Raw genomic sequence first — 18044 nt, forward strand, 5'->3', positions numbered from 1 at the left:
GCAGGCGCACCCCATGGAGGCGGCCCGCGCGCGGAGACGACGAAGGACCCGGTCGTTCACCTCTACCGACCGGGTCCTCGTGCGATCCCGGATCCGGCCACGGCGGCGACACTCCCCCGAGCTACGCGTGAACGCGCGCACCGTCGGGCCAGATCCGATGAAAGGATCACATCAGGCCACGCCAACAGATCGCTAACATGGGGCCAACGGCTGGCGAGGAAGCCGTGAGCTGGCCTGTTTTACTAGGAGTTGTGGCCCGGTTCGATGGAAACGCGCCGTTCGTCGACGCGATCCGACGGCGGGACGCGGGGGTCGGGCCGCGCGATCAGGCGTTACGCGGCGGTCGTGCCGCACGGTGAGGCGAGGCACGGCGAGCGTGCCATCGGGGTCCCCCCTGCTCGAGCGAAGCCGAGAGGTCGGGGGAGGAAGGGCGACGGGGCGGCGATGCGGGACGGGCTGCGGTTCGGACTGCTGGGTCCGCCCGTCGTGTACGGCGCCGACGCCGAGGTGCGCACGATCGGCAGTGGCAAGGTGCGCGCCCTGCTGGTCGCGCTGCTGCTGGAGCCCGGCCGGGTCGTCTCGGTCGAGGCCCTGAAGGACGCGCTGTGGGCCGGCGCGCCGCCGGCCTCCGCACAGGCGTCCCTGCAGAACCACGTCACCCGGCTGCGCCGCCTGCTCGGCGACGACGGCAGTGAGCGGCTGCGCGCGGTGCCGCCCGGCTATCTGCTGCGCGTCGACGAGGGCGAACTGGACGTGCGCGTCTTCGAGGAGCACCTGATCGCGGCCCGCGCCGCACACGCCGCCCGGGACTGGGAGGGCGCCCTGCGCGAGGCGTCCGCCGCGCTCGCACTGTGGCGCGGCACCCCGCTCGCCGGGCTTCCTCACGAGACCGGAGCGCATGCGCTGGTGCAGCGGCTTCAGGAGGCGCGGCTGCTCGTCCTGGAGTGGCGGTACGACGCGGAACTGCAGCTCGGTGGGGCGCGGCTCGGGAACCTGGCACCGGAGTTGGCCGCGCTGGTCGCCGAGCATCCGCTGCGGGAGGGGTTCCACCGGCTGCTGATGCTGGTCCTGCACCGCGCTGGGCGCCCGGCGGAGGCCCTGGCCGTCCACCGCGACCTGCGGGCCCGTCTCATCGAGGAGCTCGGCGTCGAGCCCGGCGCCGCGGTGCGCGAGGCGCATCTGGAGATCCTCCGGGAGGGGCAGGCCGCGAGCGGCGACGGGACGGGAGCGGACGCTCAGCAGGCGGACGACCCGTGCACCGACCACCCGGGCCGCGACCGTACGAAGGCGCCCAGGCCCGCCCAACTCCCACCCGCTCCCGCGCACTTCACCGGTCGCGAAGCCGTCCGCGAGGATCTGCTGCGGTTCCTCGCCGCCGAACGCGACACGCCTGGCATCGCCGTGGTCAGCGGTATGGCCGGGGTCGGCAAGAGCGCGCTGGCCCTGCATGTGGCGCATGGACTGCGAGAACGCTTCCCCGACGGTCAGCTCTACGTCAATCTGCACGGCGCCACCCCCGGCATGACCCCGCTCGTCCCCGCGCAGGCACTCGCCGCGCTGCTGCGCGACCTCGGCGCCGAGTCGCACCGCATCCCGGAACACCCGGACGCCGCCGCCTCGTTGCTCCGCTCGCTGCTCGCCCCGACCCGCACCCTGATGGTGCTGGACGACGCGGCGCACGCCGCCCAGGTGCGTCCGCTGCTGCCCGGCGGCCCGGGCTGCGCGGTGATCGTGACCAGCCGTTCCCCGCTCACCGCGCTCGACGGCGCGCACCGGGTCCCGCTCGCCCCGCTCAGCGACGAGGACAGCGCGGCCCTGCTGCGCGCGCTCTCCGGCCGGGACGGCCTGCACGCCGGGCACCCGCTCGTCGAACTCGCCGGGCGGCTCCCGCTCGCCCTGCGCATCGTGGCGGCGCGACTCGCCGCCCGCCGCGCCCTCACCCCGGACGTGCTGGCCGGTCAACTCGCCGCCACCGAGGGGCGGCTGCACCATCTGGAGTACGACGACCTGAGCGTGCGCCGGTCGCTCGCCGTCGCACACGACGCGCTGCGCGCCTCCGACCGCGAGGCCGACCGGGACGCGGCACGCGCCCTCGCCCGGATCGGCGCCCTGGACCTGCCCGGCTACGGCGCGTCCCTCCTCGCCCGCCTCCTCGGCACGGACGAACGCCGCGCCGAGGCCGCCCTCGACCGCCTGGTCGACGTCGCCCTGCTGGAGGAGACCGCCTACGGCCGGTACGCGCCGCACGACCTCGTCCGGGACTTCGCCCAGGAGACCGTGGCGAGCGAACAGGGCGTCGAGCCGGAGCGCTGCGGCGCCGAGGTCGCCCTGCGCTGGTACGCCGCGATGGCCACGCGCGCCCTCGAGGCGCTGGTCGAGCCGGGCACCGAGCGCACGGACCGGCTCCGGGCGACCCCCTCACAGCCCCGGACGCACACGGCGGACGTGGCGTCCGTGCCCGCCTTCGGCTCCGCCGAGGCCGCCGCCGACTGGATCGTCCTCGAACTGGAGAACATCGTCGCCCTCGTGGAGCGTCACGCGGACACCTTCGCCCATGTGCCCCTGCTCGTCCGCATGATCGCCTCCCCCTTGCAGCGCCGTGGCCGCGTCGCCGAGTCGGAGGCGCTCGTACGCGCCGCCCTGCGCGGGGCGCGGGCCCTCGCGGACGCACCGGCGGAGGCCTACGCGCTGCTGGACATGGCCGGGGTGCAGTTCCTGAAGGGCCGGGGCAACGACGCGCTCTCCCTGCTGGACGAGGCGCTGGAGATCTGGCGGCGGCTCGGCGATCTCTCCTGCCTGTGCCGTGGCCTGAACAACCGGGGGCTGCTGCTGGGGGTCCTCGGGCGCTACCAGGAGTCCGGTGAGGCGCTCAGGCAGTGCCTGGAGTACACGCGTGTGCTCGACGACCCGATGCAGGAGGCCATCACCTACAGCAACCTCGGCAACCTGTACGAGCACACGGACCCGCGGGGCGCCATCGGCCACCACCGCCGCAGCCTGGAGATCGGCGAGCGGATCGGTCATGTGATCGTCCGTCACTCCGCACACTGCAACATGGGCTTCGCCCATCTCGCGCTCGGTGAACCGGACGCCGCGGTACCCCACTTCGAGGAGAGCCTGCGCATCCTCGGCGGACACGGCCACTGGCAGGGCGAGTCCCAGACCCGGCTGGGCCTGGTGCGGGCGCTGCGGGAACGGGGGGACCCCGGGCGGGCCGCGCGCGAGTGCGATGTGCTGCTGTGTCTCGCCGCCCGGCGCGGCGACCGCTACACCGAAGGGCTCGCCCGCCACCAACGGGGCCTGCTGTGCCGGGCCGAGGGCGACGCCGAGGAGGCCCGCCGGCAGTGGGAGGCGGCCCTTTCGGCCCTGGAGTGCACGGACAGTCCGGTGGCGGGGGAGCTGAGGGAACTGCTGGCGGAGGGGTGAGACCGGACGGGCGCCGGCACTCGGCACCCTCGGTTCCGCGCCGCCTCACTTGGCGTCCGCGTAGCACTCCACCACCGCCGTCGTGAACGGAATCCGCACCGGTGTCTCGCCGAACGTCAGCCGCATCGCCAGGTCCGACGCCTCCTGGACGGCCGCGGCCACCGTCTCCGCCTCCTTCGCCGGGCAGTGCACGATCACCTCGTCGTGCTGGAAGAAGACCAGCTCGGCGGCGAGGTCCGCGCAGGCGCGGCGGAGCGCGGCGAGCATCAGCAGCGCCCAGTCGGCGGCGCTGCCCTGCACCACGAAATTGCGCGCGAAGCGGCCCCGGGCCCGGTTGGGGGACCTCCCTGCTCGAGTAGAGTCGAGAGCTTGGGGGACGGTGGAGGCGTACCCCGGCATCCACTGCTGGGGTTCGTCGGTCGGCGCCGGTGCCGTGTCCTCTTGCGGAATGCCCGCTTCCTCCGCAGCGTCGTCCGACGCCCCGGCCGCCGGCGGCGAAGTACGCCCCAGCCAGGTGCGCACCAGGCGGCCCTCCTCGCCGGCGCGGGCCGCGTCGTCGACGTAGGCGACGGCCTTCGGGAAGCGGCGGCGCAGCGCGGCGAGGTTCTTCAGACCGTCGCCGGACGTCTGGCCGTAGATCGCGCCGAGAACGGCGAGCTTTGCCTGGGCGCGGTCGCCGGAGAACGCCCGGTCGGACACCGACTGGTACAGGTCGGCGTCGCGGCCGGCGACCTCCATGAGCGCAGGGTCGCGGGAGATCGCGGCCAGGACGCGCGGCTCCATCTGGGCGGCGTCGGCCACGACCAGCCGCCGGCCGGGGTCGGCGACCACGGCACGCCGGATGACCTTGGGGATCTGCAGGGCGCCGCCGCCGTTGGTGACCCAGCGGCCGGTGACCGTGCCGCCCGGCAGGTACTCGGGGCGGAAGCGGCCGTCGCGCACCCAGTCCTGGAGCCAGGACCAGCCGTGGGCGACCCAGATGCGGTAGAGCTTCTTGTACTCGAGGAGCGGCTTCACCGCGGGGTGGTCGACGGACTCGATCTCCCAGCGGCGGGTGGAGCGCACCTTGATCCCGACCTGGGCGAACGCCTTGACGACGTCCGCGGGCAAGTCGGGGCGGACACGGCGGCCGAAGGCGGCGGACACCTCGTCGGCCAGCTCCGCCAGGCGCCGGGGCTCGCCCCCGCCCGCGTACCGCTCGCCGAGCAGTTCGTGCAGCACCTCCCGGTGGACGTCCGCGCGCCATGGCAGACCGGCGTGGTGCATCTCGGCGGCCACCAGCATGCCGGCCGACTCGGCGGCGGTGAGCAGCCGCATGCGGTCCGGGTGCGTGGCGGTGTAGTGCCGCCGCTGCTGGTCGGCGTAGACCTCGACGAGGTCCTTCAGGGGGACGTGGACGGGGCTCGGCTCGAACAGCGAGGACTGCGCGCCGGGCTCGGCGGAGCGCGGAGGCGGATCGGGCGGTACGGGGCCGCCGCGCAGCCGGGCCAGCGCGGCGGCGGCCGACCGGGGCTCGCCGAGGCGTCCCTCGTGGCCGAGGAGGAGGGCCTCGGCGGCCTCGACGTCGTAGCACCGGTCGACTCGCACCCCCGTGGCGAGCAGACGTGGCTGGACGTCGGCGGTGGACCGCCACACCCACCGGGTGACCTCGGGCCGTGTGCGCACGGCCTCTGCGAGGTCCTCCTCCCTGACCACCGGCCCGGCGAGCAGCCCGTCCGGGCCGAGTGCGGCGACCTCCACGCCACCGTCCCCGGCCGGAGCGAGAGCCCAGCGCCCGGTCATGCTGCGAGTGTGACAGGGGGGTCTGACAATGGGCACTGACCTGCAAAAACGCCTTAGTGGTCCTTCTTGTCACGGGTCTTTAGGGCATCGGTGATCTCGGTCAGCTCCTTCTTGACGTTCTCCTCGGCCGTCGCCTTGTCGATGCCGAGACCGCTGAGCGGGCCCTCGCCGTTCTCCTGCTCGAGGAGCGCGAGGAGGATGTGCTCGGTCCCGATGTGGTTGTGGCCGAGGCGAAGAGCCTCGCGGAACGTCAGCTCCAGGGCCTTCTTGGCGGCGGGGGCGTAGGGGACGAGTTCCGGGACGTCCTCGGCGGGGGCCGGGAGTGCCGCGGCGGCCGCCTCGCGCACCGCCTCCAGGGAGACGCCCTGCGCGGTGATCGCCTTGGCGGCGAGCGCCTCCGGCTCGCTGAGGAGCCCCAGCACCAGGTGGGCGGGGGCGGTCTCGGCGTTGCCTGCCTCCTTCGCGGCGTTGTGCGCGGCCATGACCACCCCCCGCGCGCGGGGGGTGTAGCGGCTGAAGCCCTGGCTGGGGTCGAGGTCTGCGGACTCCTTGGGCACGAAGCGCTTCTGGGCCGCCTGCCGGGTGACGCCCATGCTCTTGCCGATCTCGGTCCAGGAGGCGCCCGAACGCCGGGCCTGGTCCACGAAGTGGCCGATCAGGTGGTCGGCCACGTCGCCGAGGTGCTCGCCGGCGATCACGGCGTCCTGGAGCTGCTCCAGGGCGTCGCTGTGGACCTTCTTGATGGCGTCGATGAGGTCGTCGAGACGCAGGTTCGCTGAGATGTAGGGATTCACCGTCATGTGTCAACCGTAAGTTGACGGCCGGGGGAGTGTCAACCTGAGGTTGACAATTGCCGGGTGCCCGCCCGTGTCACGATCGACCGTGTGAGTACGACGACCACCGTGGACCGCGCCTTGCGGGCAGCCCTCTACGACGACACCGACTCCGCCCTCGACACCGGCGCCTCACTGCTCGCCGCCGATCCCGCGGCCGACGCGGAACTCGCGCGCCGTGGGCAGGAGTTCGTCGCGGCGGCCTGGCGGCGCGGCTGGCAGCCCGCCGACGTCGTCCGCTTCGTGCGCCGCGAAATGGACGACGTGCACGTACGGCTCGTTGCGCAGCTGATCATCGGCGAGGCGGGCCGGCGGCCCGCCCCCACGCCGCGCTGGGCCGCCCAGCTGAAGGAGCTCAGGGAACTCGACGGCGAACCGCAGCGCGGCCCGGACCGTTTCTCCCACGCCACCGCAGTCCTGGAGCTGTACCGCCTGCTGTTGCGCCTGCCCGCCCTCGAACGTCTCGACGAGGCCCGGCCCTCCGCCGCCCCCAGGCAGCCGGAGTCCCGCATGCTCACCCGCATCCGCGCCCTGCTCGCCAAGGCGGAGGCGACCGGATACCCGGAGGAGGCCGAGGCGCTCAGCGCCAAGGCGCAGGAGCTGATGGCGCGGCACAGCATCGACGAGGCGTTGCTCGCGGCCCGTACGCACCCCGGGGACGCGCCCGGCGCCTGCCGCATAGGCGTCGATCCGCCGTACGAGACGGCCAAGGCGGTGCTCCTGGACGCCGTGGCCGCCGCGAACCGCTGCCGGGCTGTGTGGCACGACGCGCTCGGCTTCTCCACGGTCGTCGGCTTCGAACCCGACCTGGAAGCCGTCGAACTCCTCTACACCTCGCTGCTGGTGCAGGCCACCACCGCGATGACGAGGGCGGAGACGGCACAGCGCAAGGGCGGCCGGAAGCGTACGAAGACGTTCCGGCAGTCGTTCCTGGCCGCGTACGCGCACCGCATCGGCGACCGGCTCCGCGCCGCCGCCGAGGGGGCCGAGGGGCAGGTGACCGGCGGCGGGAGCGAGTTGCTGCCGGTGCTCGCGGCCCGGGACGTCGCCGTCGCGGACCGCATGGAAGAGATGTTCCCCGACACGGTCACCACCCGGCTGCGCGGCGTCAGCGACGCGGCCGGATGGGAGCAGGGGGCCGCGGCCGCCGACCGTGCCCAGGTCACGGGGCGGCCCCGGCTCCCCTGAACGTCGCGTCAGTCGCCCGCGACCTGGATCGGGCTCACCGAGGCGTCCGGGGTCTTGCCGCCCTTCAGTGCGACCTCGCCGTACGACCACGGGTAGCTGTGCGCGTCACCGGCGCCCGGGACGGTGATCTTCACGTTCTTCGCCGCGGCGCTGTCGGTGCCGCCCGCCTTCCCGCGCACGTAGGTGATCGTGAAGGTCGCGGTGTCGCCCTTCTGCAGCGTCACCTTCTCCGGGTTCGCACCCTCCTGGTAGGCCACCTTCCAGCCGGTGTCACCGCCGGTCAGCTCGATGGCCGGGAAGCCGTCGAAGGCGCACGGACGGCTGCCGTCGTTGGTGAGGGTGACCGGGACGTTGCCGGTGTCGCCGGCGGTGGTGGCGGCGTTGGCGGGGCCGACCTTGATGCCGAGGGTGCACTCGGCGGTGTTCTTGCTCTTGCCGCTGTCGCCGCTCTTGTCGGCGCTGCCGCTGTTGCTGCTGCTGTCACAGGCGGTCAGCGCCAGGGCCGCCACGAGGGCGGTGACGGCGAGACGGACGGGAAGGGCGCGCATCGGGCTCCTCTGGTTCGTGATGGTGCTCATGGATCATCACGCAGGCGTGCGGTCCCTCGTTGCGCGCCCTCCCCTTACGCGGGCGCCGTCGGCCACGGTTGTCGCGATTCGCCCCGTATGCTGCCCGCCGCCGGTCCGGGTCGGGGCCGCGGTGAAAGGGCGGGTCGTCACGGCCCCGGGCTCGCCGCCGGGAACCCGCTCGGGAGCTTGCCGCCCTCCGCCTTGGTGTACGTCTCCGTGCCCCCGCCGCCCTCCCACGTCACCTTCATGCTGCTGGAGGTGACCGAGTCGACCATGCCGGTGCTGCGGCTCTTGCCGCCGCCGGTGCACTTGAGGTGGATCATCTGCATGCCCGCCTCCTCGCCCGCGGTCCCGCTGCACACGGTCCCGCCCATCGCGAAGAGCCCGGCCTGCCTGCCGTTGATCACCAGGGCCACGGCCTTCCCGCCGGTCGTGGCCAGCCAGCTCCCCTCGAGCTTCCCGGCCTTCCCCGCCGAGGAGGCGGAGCTCCCGCCGTTGTCCGCGGAAGCCGAGGACGAGGACGCGCCGGGCGTGGCCGACGCGCCGCCGCCCGAGGCGCCGGAGCCGCTGCTGCAGCCGGTCAGCATGAGCGCCGCCGCACAGCCCGCGGCCGCGAGCGCGACGCGGGCCTGTCGACGCGTGACATGGGTCGCCGTGGTCACTGAAGTCTCCCAGGGGTGCCGATGACGTCGTGGGGACGGCCGCTGGCAAGCTACCAGGACATCGGCGACCACCATAGGTAGGGGATCTCCTACGTTTGACGGGTAGGAGATCCCCTACCTATTGTGCGGCCATGACCATCACGCACGCTTCTTTCGTCACCCTCCCCGTCGCCGATCAGGAGCGAGCCCTGCGCTTCTACACCGACGTCCTCGGGTTCCAGGTCACCGCGGACCTGGACGTGCCCCAGGGGCGCTGGCTCCAGGTCGCCCCCGAGGGCGCCCGGACCGTCTTCACGCTGTCCGGGCCGGGAATGGGTGATTTCGAGCCCGGCAGCGCCCGGGGGATCATGTTGGTCACGACCGATGTCGACGCCGACTGCGCCCGCCTGGCCGAGGCGGGGGTCTCCGTACAGGGCCCGGACGACCTCCCCTGGGGCCGGATGGCGTCCTTCCGGGACCCGGACGGCAACGGTCTGATGCTGCTGACGGAGGCTCACGGATAGGAAGACCGCCATGACCACGACCGGGGCCGGGGCGGACACCGCCGCGGAGGACCGCGTCTTCGCCGCGCTCGCCAACGCCACGCGCCGCGAGGTACTGCACCTGCTGCGGGAGAAGGGGCCGCAGCCCGTCCAGGCCCTGGCCGACCACTTCGCCATGCGCCGACCGAGTCTGTCGGAACATCTGAAGGTGCTGCGCGAGGCCGGTCTCGTCTCCGAGCAGCGCTCCGGCCGGCAGCGCATCTACCGTCTTCAGGCCGCGCCGCTCGCCGAGGTGCAGGACTGGCTCCATCCGTACGAGCGGTTCTGGCGCGAGGCGCTGAAGGGTCTCGGCGATCTGCTCGACCGTATGCCCGACGATGACCAGCCATGAGCACCGCAGACGACGACGATCTCACCACCGTCCGTGTCGAGCAGTTCCTGCCGCACCCGCCCGCCAAGGTCTGGCGCGCCCTCACCGAGCCCGTACTGCTCGCCCAGTGGCAGATGCCCGGCAGCGAGAACTTCCGGCTCGAGGTCGGCCACCGCTACACGATGACCTCGGTGCCGCGACCCAATGCGCGCTTCTCCGGCACCGTCGAGGTGCGGGTTCTCGCCTACGAGCCGGAACGGATGCTGCGCGTCCGCTGGGCCGACGCCGACCCCGGCAACCCCGCGGACTGGACCATCACGTGGACATTGGAACAGGAAGGCCGTGGAACGCGTCTCTTCCTAGTGCACGAAGGGTTCGACCCGGACGACCCGGCACAGATGATGGCGCGGAAGATCATGCACGGGGGCTGGAGCTCACATGTGATGCGAGCTCTGGGGCAGACGCTTGACCGACTGTAGCCAGACCGCAGCCGGAGCGTAGTCAAGGAACTGTAAAAGCTGTAACCACAGGGCCACCCCGCGTGCACGTGCATCTGCTCCTGCATCTGCACGTGAACGGGGTTATGATCCGGGGAAGTTGACCGCTGCATCAATGGCCATACCAGCCACAGCACCACCCGGGGAGCGACCTGTGGACCACGACGTGTGCGACGTGGACGACGTGTACAACGGCATGGCTGCGACAGAGCTGGAGGGAGTGGCCTGGCAGAAGAGCCGGCACAGCAACTCCCAGGGGTCATGTGTGGAGTTCGCCCGGCTGCCCGGGGGAGAGGTGGCGGTGCGCAACTCGCGCTTCCCCGACGGGCCCGCGCTGGTCTACACCCGCGCGGAGATCCAGGCGATGCTGCTGGGCATCAAGGACGGCGAGTTCGACCATCTGATCGCGTGAGACGCCGCACCGGCGTTGCATCCGGTGGATCACGGGAGCGGCGGACGTCTCCCGCCGCAACAGGGCCGGTTCGGTGGCGCGTGGAAGCGCGCGCGTCCGCAACAGGCTGAAGCCTGCGGCCACATGGGGCGTCGCAGGCATGTAACACGCGTAGAACTCCGGCACCCGAAAATGCCGCGGGACATCACTCAGGACACACCTGCGCCGGCGGCAGCCGGAACAGCGCCCAGACCACCTTGCCGCTCAGCGTGCCCGCCAGCGGGTGCCAGCCCCAGCTGTCCGCGAACGATTCGACGAGGAACAGCCCGCGGCCCGACTCGGCCGAGCAGTCCTCCGAGTCGCCCGCGACCGGACTGTCATGACTGGGGTCGCGCACGGCGCACACCAGACGCGTGGTCCAGCGCATCAGGTGCAGTCGTACCGGTGCGTCCTGCTCGCCCGAGCGCACGGCGGAGGCCGGAAGGGCGTGGCGCAGGGCGTTGGTCACGAGTTCGGAGACCACCAGGCACACGTCGTCGAAACGCTCGCCCACATCCCACTGCCCGAGCGTGGCCCGGGTGAACCGCCGTGCCTCGCGCACCGCTTCGAGGCGGGCGGGCAGGGCACAGGAGGCGGCGCTGGACACGGCCGCGGGATCGAGCGGCGGAAGTCCCTGCCGTAAGGGCTCGAGCATGGTCGATCCATTCGTCCCCATGCGAGGCACTCCCGGGTGTTCGCGGTCGAGGCGATGCAGCGGTGGCGCGGAACCATGGTTTCGGATGAGCCAAGCAGATGCAAGGGCAGATGCACGTGCACGCGCCGGAATTGGCCGTTCCCGTACCGCTTTCCCCTTATTTCTTCAGCCACTTTCTTCCCTTGTGCTTGCCCTCTCCCATCTCTCCCTGCGCCTCATCTTTGTCTCCTTTCCATTTCTGTAACCGCACGAGTACAGCTCGGAGTGTTTTAGTGGCAGACTGCGCGATCTGAAGGACGTTGGGGAGGCTGACGAAGTGAGCGCTGGGGACTCGAGCGGTTCGGTGGTGCGGCGCATTCTGCTGGGATCCCACCTCAGGCGGCTGCGGGAGGCGCGCGGCATCACCAGGGAGCAGGCCGGCTACTCGATCCGCGCCTCCGAGTCGAAGATCAGCCGCATGGAGTTGGGACGCGTGAGCTTCAAGACGCGGGATGTCGAGGACCTGTTGACGTTGTACGGGATCACCGACGAAGCCGAACGCACGTCCCTGCTCTCCCTCGCGAAGGAGGCCAACGTCGCGGGGTGGTGGCACAGTTACTCGGACGTCCTGCCCAACTGGTTTCCGACGTACGTCGGCCTGGAGGGCGCAGCGCACCTGATCCGGTCCTACGAGGTCCAGTTCGTGCACGGCCTGCTGCAGACGGAGGCGTACGCGCACGCGGTGGTCTCCCGGGGCATGAAGGGCGCGAGCGCCGAGGACATCGACCGCCGGGTGGCGCTGCGCCTGGAGCGGCAGAAGTACCTCGTCTCGGAGAACGCCCCGCAGTTCCACGTCGTCCTGGACGAGGCGGCCCTGCGCCGCCCCTACGGCGACCGGCAGGTGATGCGCGGTCAGCTGCAGCATCTGATCGACATCTCCGAGCGCCCCAACGTACGGCTGCAGGTCATGCCGTTCAGCTTCGGCGGCCACTCCGGCGAGAGCGGTTCCTTCACGATTCTCAGCTTCTCCGAGTCCGACCTGTCCGACGTGGTGTACATGGAACAGCTCACCAGCGCGCTCTACCTGGACAAACGCGAGGACGTGACCCAGTACGAGGCCGCGATGAAGGAGCTGCAGCAGGACAGCCCCGGCCCGGACGAAAGCCGTGATCTGCTGCGAGGGCTGCTCCAGCTTTCCTGAGAGTCTCACCGGGAGTATCCCCAGGGAGCCCTCCAACGCCCGGCTGCCGCAAGTACGATGACGCGCAATCAGGCCGTGACGTGAGCGCGGGTGCGGAAACGGGTGTCTGCTTCGGCTGCCAAGGGATTGAGGGATCACATGTCGTCGTCCTACTTCACCGATCTGGCTCGGCAGTACATCGGCGGTGAGTGGCGCCCGGGCACCGGCTCCTGGGACATCATCGACTTCAACCCGTACGACGGCGAGAAGCTGGCGTCGATCACGATAGCCACGGTCGACGAGGTCGACGAGGCCTACCGGGCCGCCGCGGCCGCGCAGAAGGAGTGGGCCGCCACCAACCCCTACGTCCGCCGCGCGGTGTTCGAGAAGGCGCTCGGGCTCCTTCAGGACCGCGAGGCCGAGATCACCGAGGCGATCATCGCCGAGCTGGGCGGCACTCGGCTGAAGGCCGCCTTCGAGCTGCACCTCGCCAAGGAGTTCCTGCGCGAGTCCATCCAGCTGGTGATGCGCTCCGAGGGCAAGATCCTCCCCTCGCCCGTCGACAGCAAGGAGAACCGCCTCTACCGCGTGCCCGTCGGCGTCGTCGGTGTGATCAGCCCCTTCAACTTCCCGTTCCTGCTGGCGATCAAGTCGGTCGCCCCGGCGCTCGCGCTCGGCAACGGCGTCGTCCTCAAGCCGCACCAGGACACTCCGGTCGTCGGCGGCTCCCTGGTCGCCAGGATCTTCGAGGACGCGGGGCTCCCGGGCGGACTGCTCAACGTGGTGATCACCGACATAGCGGAGATAGGCGACGCTTTCCTCGAGCACCCGATCCCGAAGGTCATCTCCTTCACCGGCTCCGACAAGGTCGGCCGCCATGTCGCCACCGTCTGCGCCGCCCACTTCAAGCGCTCGGTCCTGGAACTGGGCGGCAACAGCGCGCTGGTGGTCCTGGACGACGCGGACGTCGACTACGCGGTCGACGCGGCCGTCTTCAGCCGGTACGTGCACCAGGGCCAGGTCTGCATGGCCGCCAACCGCGTCCTGGTGGACCGCTCGCTGCTGGGGGAGTTCACCGAGAAGTTCGTCGCCAAGGTGAAGTCGCTGAAGGCGGGCGACCCGCGCGACGCGGAGACCGTCATCGGTCCGGTCATCAACTCCTCGCAGGCGGACGCGATCACCGGTGTGGTGCAGCAGGCGATCGCCGAGGGCGCCACGGCGCTGGTGCACGGCGCGACCACCGACAACCTGGTCGAGCCGACCGTCCTCACGGACGTCCCCGCCGACTCCCCCATCCTGCGGCAGGAGATCTTCGGCCCGGTCGCGCTGCTCATCCCCTTCGACGGCGAGGAGGAGGCCGTCCGCCTCGTCAACGACACCCCCTACGGCCTCAGCGGCGCTGTCCACACCTGCGACGTCGAGCGCGGTGTCGCCTTCGCCCAGCAGATCGACACCGGCATGTTCCACGTGAACGACGGCACGGTCCACGACGAGCCACTGGTCCCGTTCGGCGGCGAGAAGAACTCGGGCATCGGCCGCCTGAACGGCGAGACGACGCTGGACGCCTTCACCACGCTGAAGTGGATCTCGATCCAGCACGGGCGGAGCGCCTTCCCCTTCTAGTGCTGTGGCCGGAAAGGTTTGCCGGACAGTTCGCGGCGTCCGGTGCGGTGCATCGCAAGGCGGAGCGTCGCCCGCGTACTGGATGTACTCGGGCGATGCGACAACGCGGCGAGGTGCCGTGCCGGGCGTCGCGAGCCGGTGAACCTTTCCGGACACAGCACTAGTCTCCGCGACGCGTAAGTGGCGGGCCCTTGCGGACAGAACCTGACCGCAAGGGCCCGTAGCGTCGTGGGTGTCAGGGAGAACCGGACCGACGAAGGGCGGCAGCCATGGTCACGCACGTACGAGCCGAGGCGCAGGGAGACGAGCGAGGGGCGCTGCTGTCGTTCGTGGAGGAGCAGCGCGGCGGCATCCGCCGGGCGGTGCTGGGGCTGACCGAGGAGCAGGCCAGGACCCGCCCGAGCGTCAGTGAGCTGTCCCTCGGCGGCCTGCTGAAGCATGTCGCCGAGGTCGAACAGACCTGGATCGCCCGGGCCAAGGGGGAGCCCCCCGCGGTCAAGCGGGACGAGTCGAACTGGCACGAGTGTTTCCAGCTCGTCGACGGCGAGACGGTCGCCTCGCAACTCGCGTACTGGGAGGAGGTCGCGGCCGGAACCGAGGCGTTCATCCGCGCCGTGCCGAGCCTCGACGAGACCTTCCCGCTGCCGAACGACCCCTGGTTCCCGCCGGACGAGCGGGTCTCGATGCGCTGGCTCATGCTCCACCTGATCCGTGAGACGGCCCGGCACGCGGGGCACGCGGACATCCTCCGGGAGTCCCTCGACGGGAAGACGGCGTTCGAACTGGTGGCCCTGGCGCAGGCGGGGTGAGCCAGGCCGGCGAGCGGCGGCTCAGTGGTGGAAGCTCGTGGCCGCCTCCTTGTCACGGGTCAGCGGGTAAGGCTGGCGCCCGAGTTCGGGCAGCAGGCGGGTCAGGTCCTCGAGGAACAGGTCCGCCAGGTCCGTCGAGAAGCCGTTGCGGCACACGACGCGCAGGACGGACAGGTCCTGCCGGTTGGCGGGGAAGGTGTACGCGGGCACCAGCCAGCCGTACTCGCGCAGCCGCCGCGAGACGTCGAAGACGTCGTAGGCCTCCACGTCCGGTGCCGTCGTGAAGGCGAACACCGGCAGCTCGTCGCCGCGGGTGAGGAGCCGGAAGTCGCCGAGCGACTCCACCCGCTCGGCGAGGCCCCGCGCCACGTTCCGCGTGGTCTGCTGGACCGCCCGGTACCCTTCCCGGCCGAGCCGCAGGAAGGTGTAGTACTGCGCGACCACCTGGGCCCCGGGCCGGGAGAAGTTCAGCGCGAAGGTCGGCATGTCGCCGCCCAGGTAGTTGACGCGGAAGACGAGTTCCTCGGGCAGTGCCTCCTCGTCCCGCCACAGCGCCCAGCCCACGCCCGGGTAGACCAGCCCGTACTTGTGCCCGGAGGTGTTGATCGACGCGACCCTCGGCAGCCGGAAGTCCCACACCAGGTCCTCGTCGAGGAACGGCGCGATCATGGCCCCGGAGGCGCCGTCCACGTGCACGGGGACGTCCAGACCGGTGCGCTCCTGGAGGGCGTCCAGGGCCGCGCACAGCTCCGCGATCGGCTCGTAGGATCCGTCGAAGGTGGAGCCGAGGATGCCGACGACCCCGATCGTGTTCTCGTCGCACAGGTCGGCGGCGGCCTGCGGATCGATGTGGAACCGGTCGCCCTCCATGGGCACCTGGCGCGCCTCGACCTCCCAGAAGTTGCAGAACTTCTCCCAGCAGACCTGCACGTTCACACCCATCACCAGGTTCGGACGGGCCGTGCTGGACGGGTAGCGGTCCGCGTTCCGCCGCGCCCAGCGCCGCTTCAGCGCCATCCCGGCGAGCATGCACGCCTCGCTCGACCCGGTCGTCGAACAGCCGACGGCCGCCTCCGGGTCCGGCGCGTTCCACAGGTGGGCGAGCATCGCCACGCAGCGGCGCTCCAGCTCGGCGGTGCGCGGGTACTCGTCCTTGTCGATCATGTTCTTGTCCCGGCACTCGTTCATCAGCACGCCGGCCTGAGGCTCCATCCAGGTGGTGACGAAGGTGGCGAGGTTCAGCCGTGAGCTGCCGTCCAGCATCAGTTCGTCGTGGACCAGTTGGTAGGCGGTCGTGGGCAGCATCGGCCCCGCGGGCAGCCGGTGCCTGGGCGGCGCCTCGGTCATCTCGACGACCGGATTGGCCTCCCCGTAGAAGGGGTTCATCGACCTCGGGCGCTCGTCGGGCTTTCCCGGTCCAGTGTGGAGCGGCATGGCGTTGCGTCTCCCATCGCGTAGGCGGAGCCGGTGATGCGTCGGTTTCCCTGTCGCCGGTCTCGTCGGTTCAACGAATCATGGTTCCGTCCGTGTGCGGGTGTATCCCCTTGCACCTCACGCGACGTGAGGGCCGAGGCTGAGGCACGTACCCAGAAGGGAGCGGAAGTGAGCTACTCGGTGGGCCAGGTGGCCGGCTTCGCCGGTGTGACCGTGCGCACGCTGCACCACTACGACGAGATCGGCCTGCTCACACCCAGTGAGCGCACGTACGCCGGTCATCGGCGCTACAGCGACGCCGACCTCGACCGGCTGCAGCGGATCATGTTCTACCGAGAACTCGGCTTCCCGCTCGACGAGGTCGCCGCCCTGCTCGACGACCCGGACACGGACCCGCAGGAGCACCTGCGGCGCCAGCACGCGCTGCTGACGGACCGGATCGAGAAGCTGCGGAAGATGGCGGCGGCCGTGGAGCACGCCATGGAGGCACGCAAGATGGGGATCAACCTCACGCCCGAGGAGAGGTTCGAGGTCTTCGGGGACAAGGACCCGGAGCAGTACGCGGAGGAGGCGGAGGCGCGCTGGGGCGGCACCGAGGCGTGGGCCGAGTCGCAGCGCCGCGCCGCCCGCTACACCAAGGAGGACTGGCAGCGCGTCAAGGCCGAGGTCGACGACTGGGAGAAGCGCTACGTCGCCCTGATGACCGCCGGCGAACCGCCGGCCGGCGAGCGCGCCATGGACCTGGCCGAGGAGCACCGGCTGCACATCAGCAGGTGGTACTTCGAGGTCCCGTACGAGATGCACCGATGCTTCGCCGAGATGTACGTCTCCGACGAACGCTTCAAGGCGTACTACGACTCCATGCGCCCGGGCCTCGCGGAACATCTCAGGGAGGCGATCGTGGCCAACGCGGCACGCCACGAGGGGTGAGTGCCACGAGGGGTGAGGGCCACCGGGGGGAGCGGCAGCACAGCTGTGACCAAGTTCCCGCACAGTGCATCGCGGGGACACCGGGGGAACCTGCCGGGGACACTGTGCGTTGATAGCTTTGTCCGGCCAGTGCCTGCGTGTCGGCCGCCCCAGGACGCCGTACGTACCTCCCCTCACCCCTCAGGAGCCCGGAACCGTGACGACGCTTGCCCTCGGACCGAGCTGGCTGGATCCGAACCACCTGCTCGACACCTTCGGCATCTGGGGTCTGCTCCTGGTGGTCTTCGCCGAGTCGGGTCTGCTCATCGGCTTCTTCCTGCCGGGTGACTCGCTGCTGTTCACCTGCGGCCTGCTGATCACCGCGGGGACGATGAAGTTCCCGCTGTGGGGGGCGATCGGCCTGATCTGCCTCGCCGCGATCCTGGGCGATCAGGCGGGCTACATGTTCGGCAAGAAGGTCGGCCCGTCGCTCTTCAGGCGCCCGGACTCCCGCCTCTTCAAGCAGGAGAACGTCACCAAGGCGCACGAGTTCTTCGAGAAGCACGGTCCGAAGTCCCTGGTGCTGGCCCGCTTCGTGCCCATCGTTCGCACGTTCACGCCGATCATCGCCGGCGTCAGCGGCATGAAGTACCGCTCGTTCCTGGTGTTCAACGTCATCGGCGGCGTCCTGTGGGGCGCGGGCGTCACGCTGCTGGGCTCCTGGCTGGGCAATGTGGCGTTCGTCCACAAGAACATCGAGCTGATCCTGATCCTGATCGTCCTCGTCTCGGTGATCCCGATCGTCATCGAGTTCCTGCGGGCCCGTTCCCAGTCGAAGAAGAACGCGCCCCAGCCCCAGGCACAGAGCCAGCCCCAGCCCCCGGTCATGGACGACGCGACGACCCAGCTGCGCCGCATCTCCCCGGACCGCCAGTACCCGCAGCAGTACGGCAGCCAGAACCAGAACCAGAACCAGGGCTCGGGCTACGACTACCAGCAGTACCCGCAGCAGCAGTACCCGCAGCAGCAGTACGCCCAGGAGCAGTACCCCCAGCAGTACGGGCAGCAGGCGCCGCAGGAATACCAGCAGCCGCAGCAGCAGTACCCGTACAACCAGGGCTACTAGGCGCTGTTTCTCGGATCTCCCTCCGCGAGTGAGGTGTTGGGGGCAGGCTGACTGCATGGGACGCGGAGACCTGACGAACGCAGAGTGGGA

17 protein-coding genes are annotated in these 18044 nt (G+C 70.9%); 11 read left to right on the plus strand and 6 right to left on the minus strand.

Annotated features, from left to right (window positions below; translation table 11 throughout):
- Window positions 1-444 precede the first annotated feature (444 nt).
- On the plus strand, window positions 445-3426 hold the full coding sequence (locus ACZ7L1_RS28505; protein ID WP_471440929.1) for an AfsR/SARP family transcriptional regulator: 2982 nt from the start codon (window positions 445-447) through the stop codon (window positions 3424-3426).
- 45 nt (window positions 3427-3471) lie between these two features.
- On the opposite strand, the gene ACZ7L1_RS28510 is transcribed toward ACZ7L1_RS28505, so the two are convergent.
- Both ACZ7L1_RS28510 and ACZ7L1_RS28515 read right to left on the minus strand, forming a co-directional pair.
- Complete coding sequence (locus tag ACZ7L1_RS28510; protein ID WP_471440930.1) at window positions 3472-5208, minus strand: bifunctional 3'-5' exonuclease/DNA polymerase; 1737 nt, start codon at window positions 5206-5208, stop codon at window positions 3472-3474.
- A 53-nt stretch (window positions 5209-5261) separates the two neighbouring features.
- A complete protein-coding gene (locus ACZ7L1_RS28515; protein ID WP_471440932.1) occupies window positions 5262-6008 on the minus strand; it encodes a Clp protease N-terminal domain-containing protein in 747 nt (248 codons plus the stop codon).
- A gap of 84 nt (window positions 6009-6092) precedes the next feature.
- On the opposite strand from ACZ7L1_RS28515, the gene ACZ7L1_RS28520 reads away from it, so the two are divergent.
- Window positions 6093-7229, plus strand: coding sequence for a DUF2786 domain-containing protein (locus ACZ7L1_RS28520; RefSeq protein ID WP_471440934.1), 1137 nt, complete (start codon window positions 6093-6095; stop codon window positions 7227-7229).
- A gap of 8 nt (window positions 7230-7237) precedes the next feature.
- Here the strand turns inward: ACZ7L1_RS28520 and ACZ7L1_RS28525 are convergent, their stop codons facing one another.
- Together ACZ7L1_RS28525 and ACZ7L1_RS28530 are read right to left on the minus strand one after the other, a co-directional pair.
- A complete protein-coding gene (locus tag ACZ7L1_RS28525; RefSeq protein WP_471440935.1) occupies window positions 7238-7807 on the minus strand; it encodes a DUF4232 domain-containing protein in 570 nt (189 codons plus the stop codon).
- Window positions 7808-7944: 137 nt separating this feature from the next.
- Window positions 7945-8460 (minus strand): hypothetical protein, encoded by a 516-nt coding sequence (locus tag ACZ7L1_RS28530; RefSeq protein WP_471440937.1) that lies wholly within the window; start codon window positions 8458-8460, stop codon window positions 7945-7947.
- A gap of 131 nt (window positions 8461-8591) precedes the next feature.
- Here ACZ7L1_RS28530 and ACZ7L1_RS28535 point away from each other — a divergent pair, with 131 nt between their 5' ends.
- The 4 genes from ACZ7L1_RS28535 (at window position 8592) to ACZ7L1_RS28550 (ending at window position 10221) form a co-directional block, all read left to right on the plus strand.
- A complete protein-coding gene (locus ACZ7L1_RS28535; protein WP_471440939.1) occupies window positions 8592-8963 on the plus strand; it encodes a VOC family protein in 372 nt (123 codons plus the stop codon).
- 10 nt (window positions 8964-8973) lie between these two features.
- Window positions 8974-9333, plus strand: coding sequence for an ArsR/SmtB family transcription factor (locus ACZ7L1_RS28540; RefSeq protein ID WP_471440941.1), 360 nt, complete (start codon window positions 8974-8976; stop codon window positions 9331-9333).
- Window positions 9330-9791, plus strand: a complete 462-nt coding sequence (locus ACZ7L1_RS28545) for an SRPBCC family protein (protein ID WP_471440943.1) — start codon at window positions 9330-9332, stop codon at window positions 9789-9791. The genes ACZ7L1_RS28540 and ACZ7L1_RS28545 overlap by 4 nt, the downstream gene beginning before the upstream one ends.
- A 172-nt stretch (window positions 9792-9963) precedes the next feature.
- Window positions 9964-10221 carry a DUF397 domain-containing protein gene (locus ACZ7L1_RS28550; protein ID WP_200422377.1) on the plus strand — a complete coding sequence of 86 codons (258 nt, stop codon included), beginning with the start codon at window positions 9964-9966 and terminating at the stop codon, window positions 10219-10221.
- Window positions 10222-10405: 184 nt separating this feature from the next.
- Here the strand turns inward: ACZ7L1_RS28550 and ACZ7L1_RS28555 are convergent, their stop codons facing one another.
- Window positions 10406-10894 carry an ATP-binding protein gene (locus tag ACZ7L1_RS28555; protein WP_471440945.1) on the minus strand — a complete coding sequence of 163 codons (489 nt, stop codon included), beginning with the start codon at window positions 10892-10894 and terminating at the stop codon, window positions 10406-10408.
- 343 nt (window positions 10895-11237) lie between these two features.
- On the opposite strand from ACZ7L1_RS28555, the gene ACZ7L1_RS28560 reads away from it, so the two are divergent.
- The 3 genes from ACZ7L1_RS28560 to ACZ7L1_RS28570 all read left to right on the plus strand — a co-directional run bounded on the left by ACZ7L1_RS28560 (window position 11238) and on the right by ACZ7L1_RS28570 (window position 14485).
- Window positions 11238-12074, plus strand: a complete 837-nt coding sequence (locus ACZ7L1_RS28560) for a helix-turn-helix domain-containing protein (protein ID WP_471440962.1) — start codon at window positions 11238-11240, stop codon at window positions 12072-12074.
- 138 nt (window positions 12075-12212) lie between these two features.
- Entirely contained in the window at window positions 12213-13676 is a 1464-nt protein-coding gene (locus tag ACZ7L1_RS28565) for an aldehyde dehydrogenase family protein (RefSeq protein ID WP_471440947.1), read from the plus strand.
- Window positions 13677-13945: 269 nt separating this feature from the next.
- Complete coding sequence (locus ACZ7L1_RS28570; protein ID WP_471440949.1) at window positions 13946-14485, plus strand: DinB family protein; 540 nt, start codon at window positions 13946-13948, stop codon at window positions 14483-14485.
- A 21-nt stretch (window positions 14486-14506) separates the two neighbouring features.
- On the opposite strand, the gene ACZ7L1_RS28575 is transcribed toward ACZ7L1_RS28570, so the two are convergent.
- Window positions 14507-15919: a glutamate decarboxylase gene (locus tag ACZ7L1_RS28575; protein WP_471440950.1), complete on the minus strand. Its 1413-nt coding sequence runs from the start codon at window positions 15917-15919 to the stop codon at window positions 14507-14509.
- Between the two features lie 168 nt (window positions 15920-16087).
- Between ACZ7L1_RS28575 and ACZ7L1_RS28580 the strand changes: the two genes are divergently transcribed.
- Complete coding sequence (locus ACZ7L1_RS28580) at window positions 16088-16849, plus strand: MerR family transcriptional regulator (protein ID WP_471440952.1); 762 nt, start codon at window positions 16088-16090, stop codon at window positions 16847-16849.
- 196 nt (window positions 16850-17045) lie between these two features.
- Window positions 17046-17954, plus strand: coding sequence for a DedA family protein (locus tag ACZ7L1_RS28585; RefSeq protein WP_471440954.1), 909 nt, complete (start codon window positions 17046-17048; stop codon window positions 17952-17954).
- Window positions 17955-18044 lie beyond the last annotated feature (90 nt).

The organism is Streptomyces sp. NPDC107546 (genome assembly GCF_055639175.1).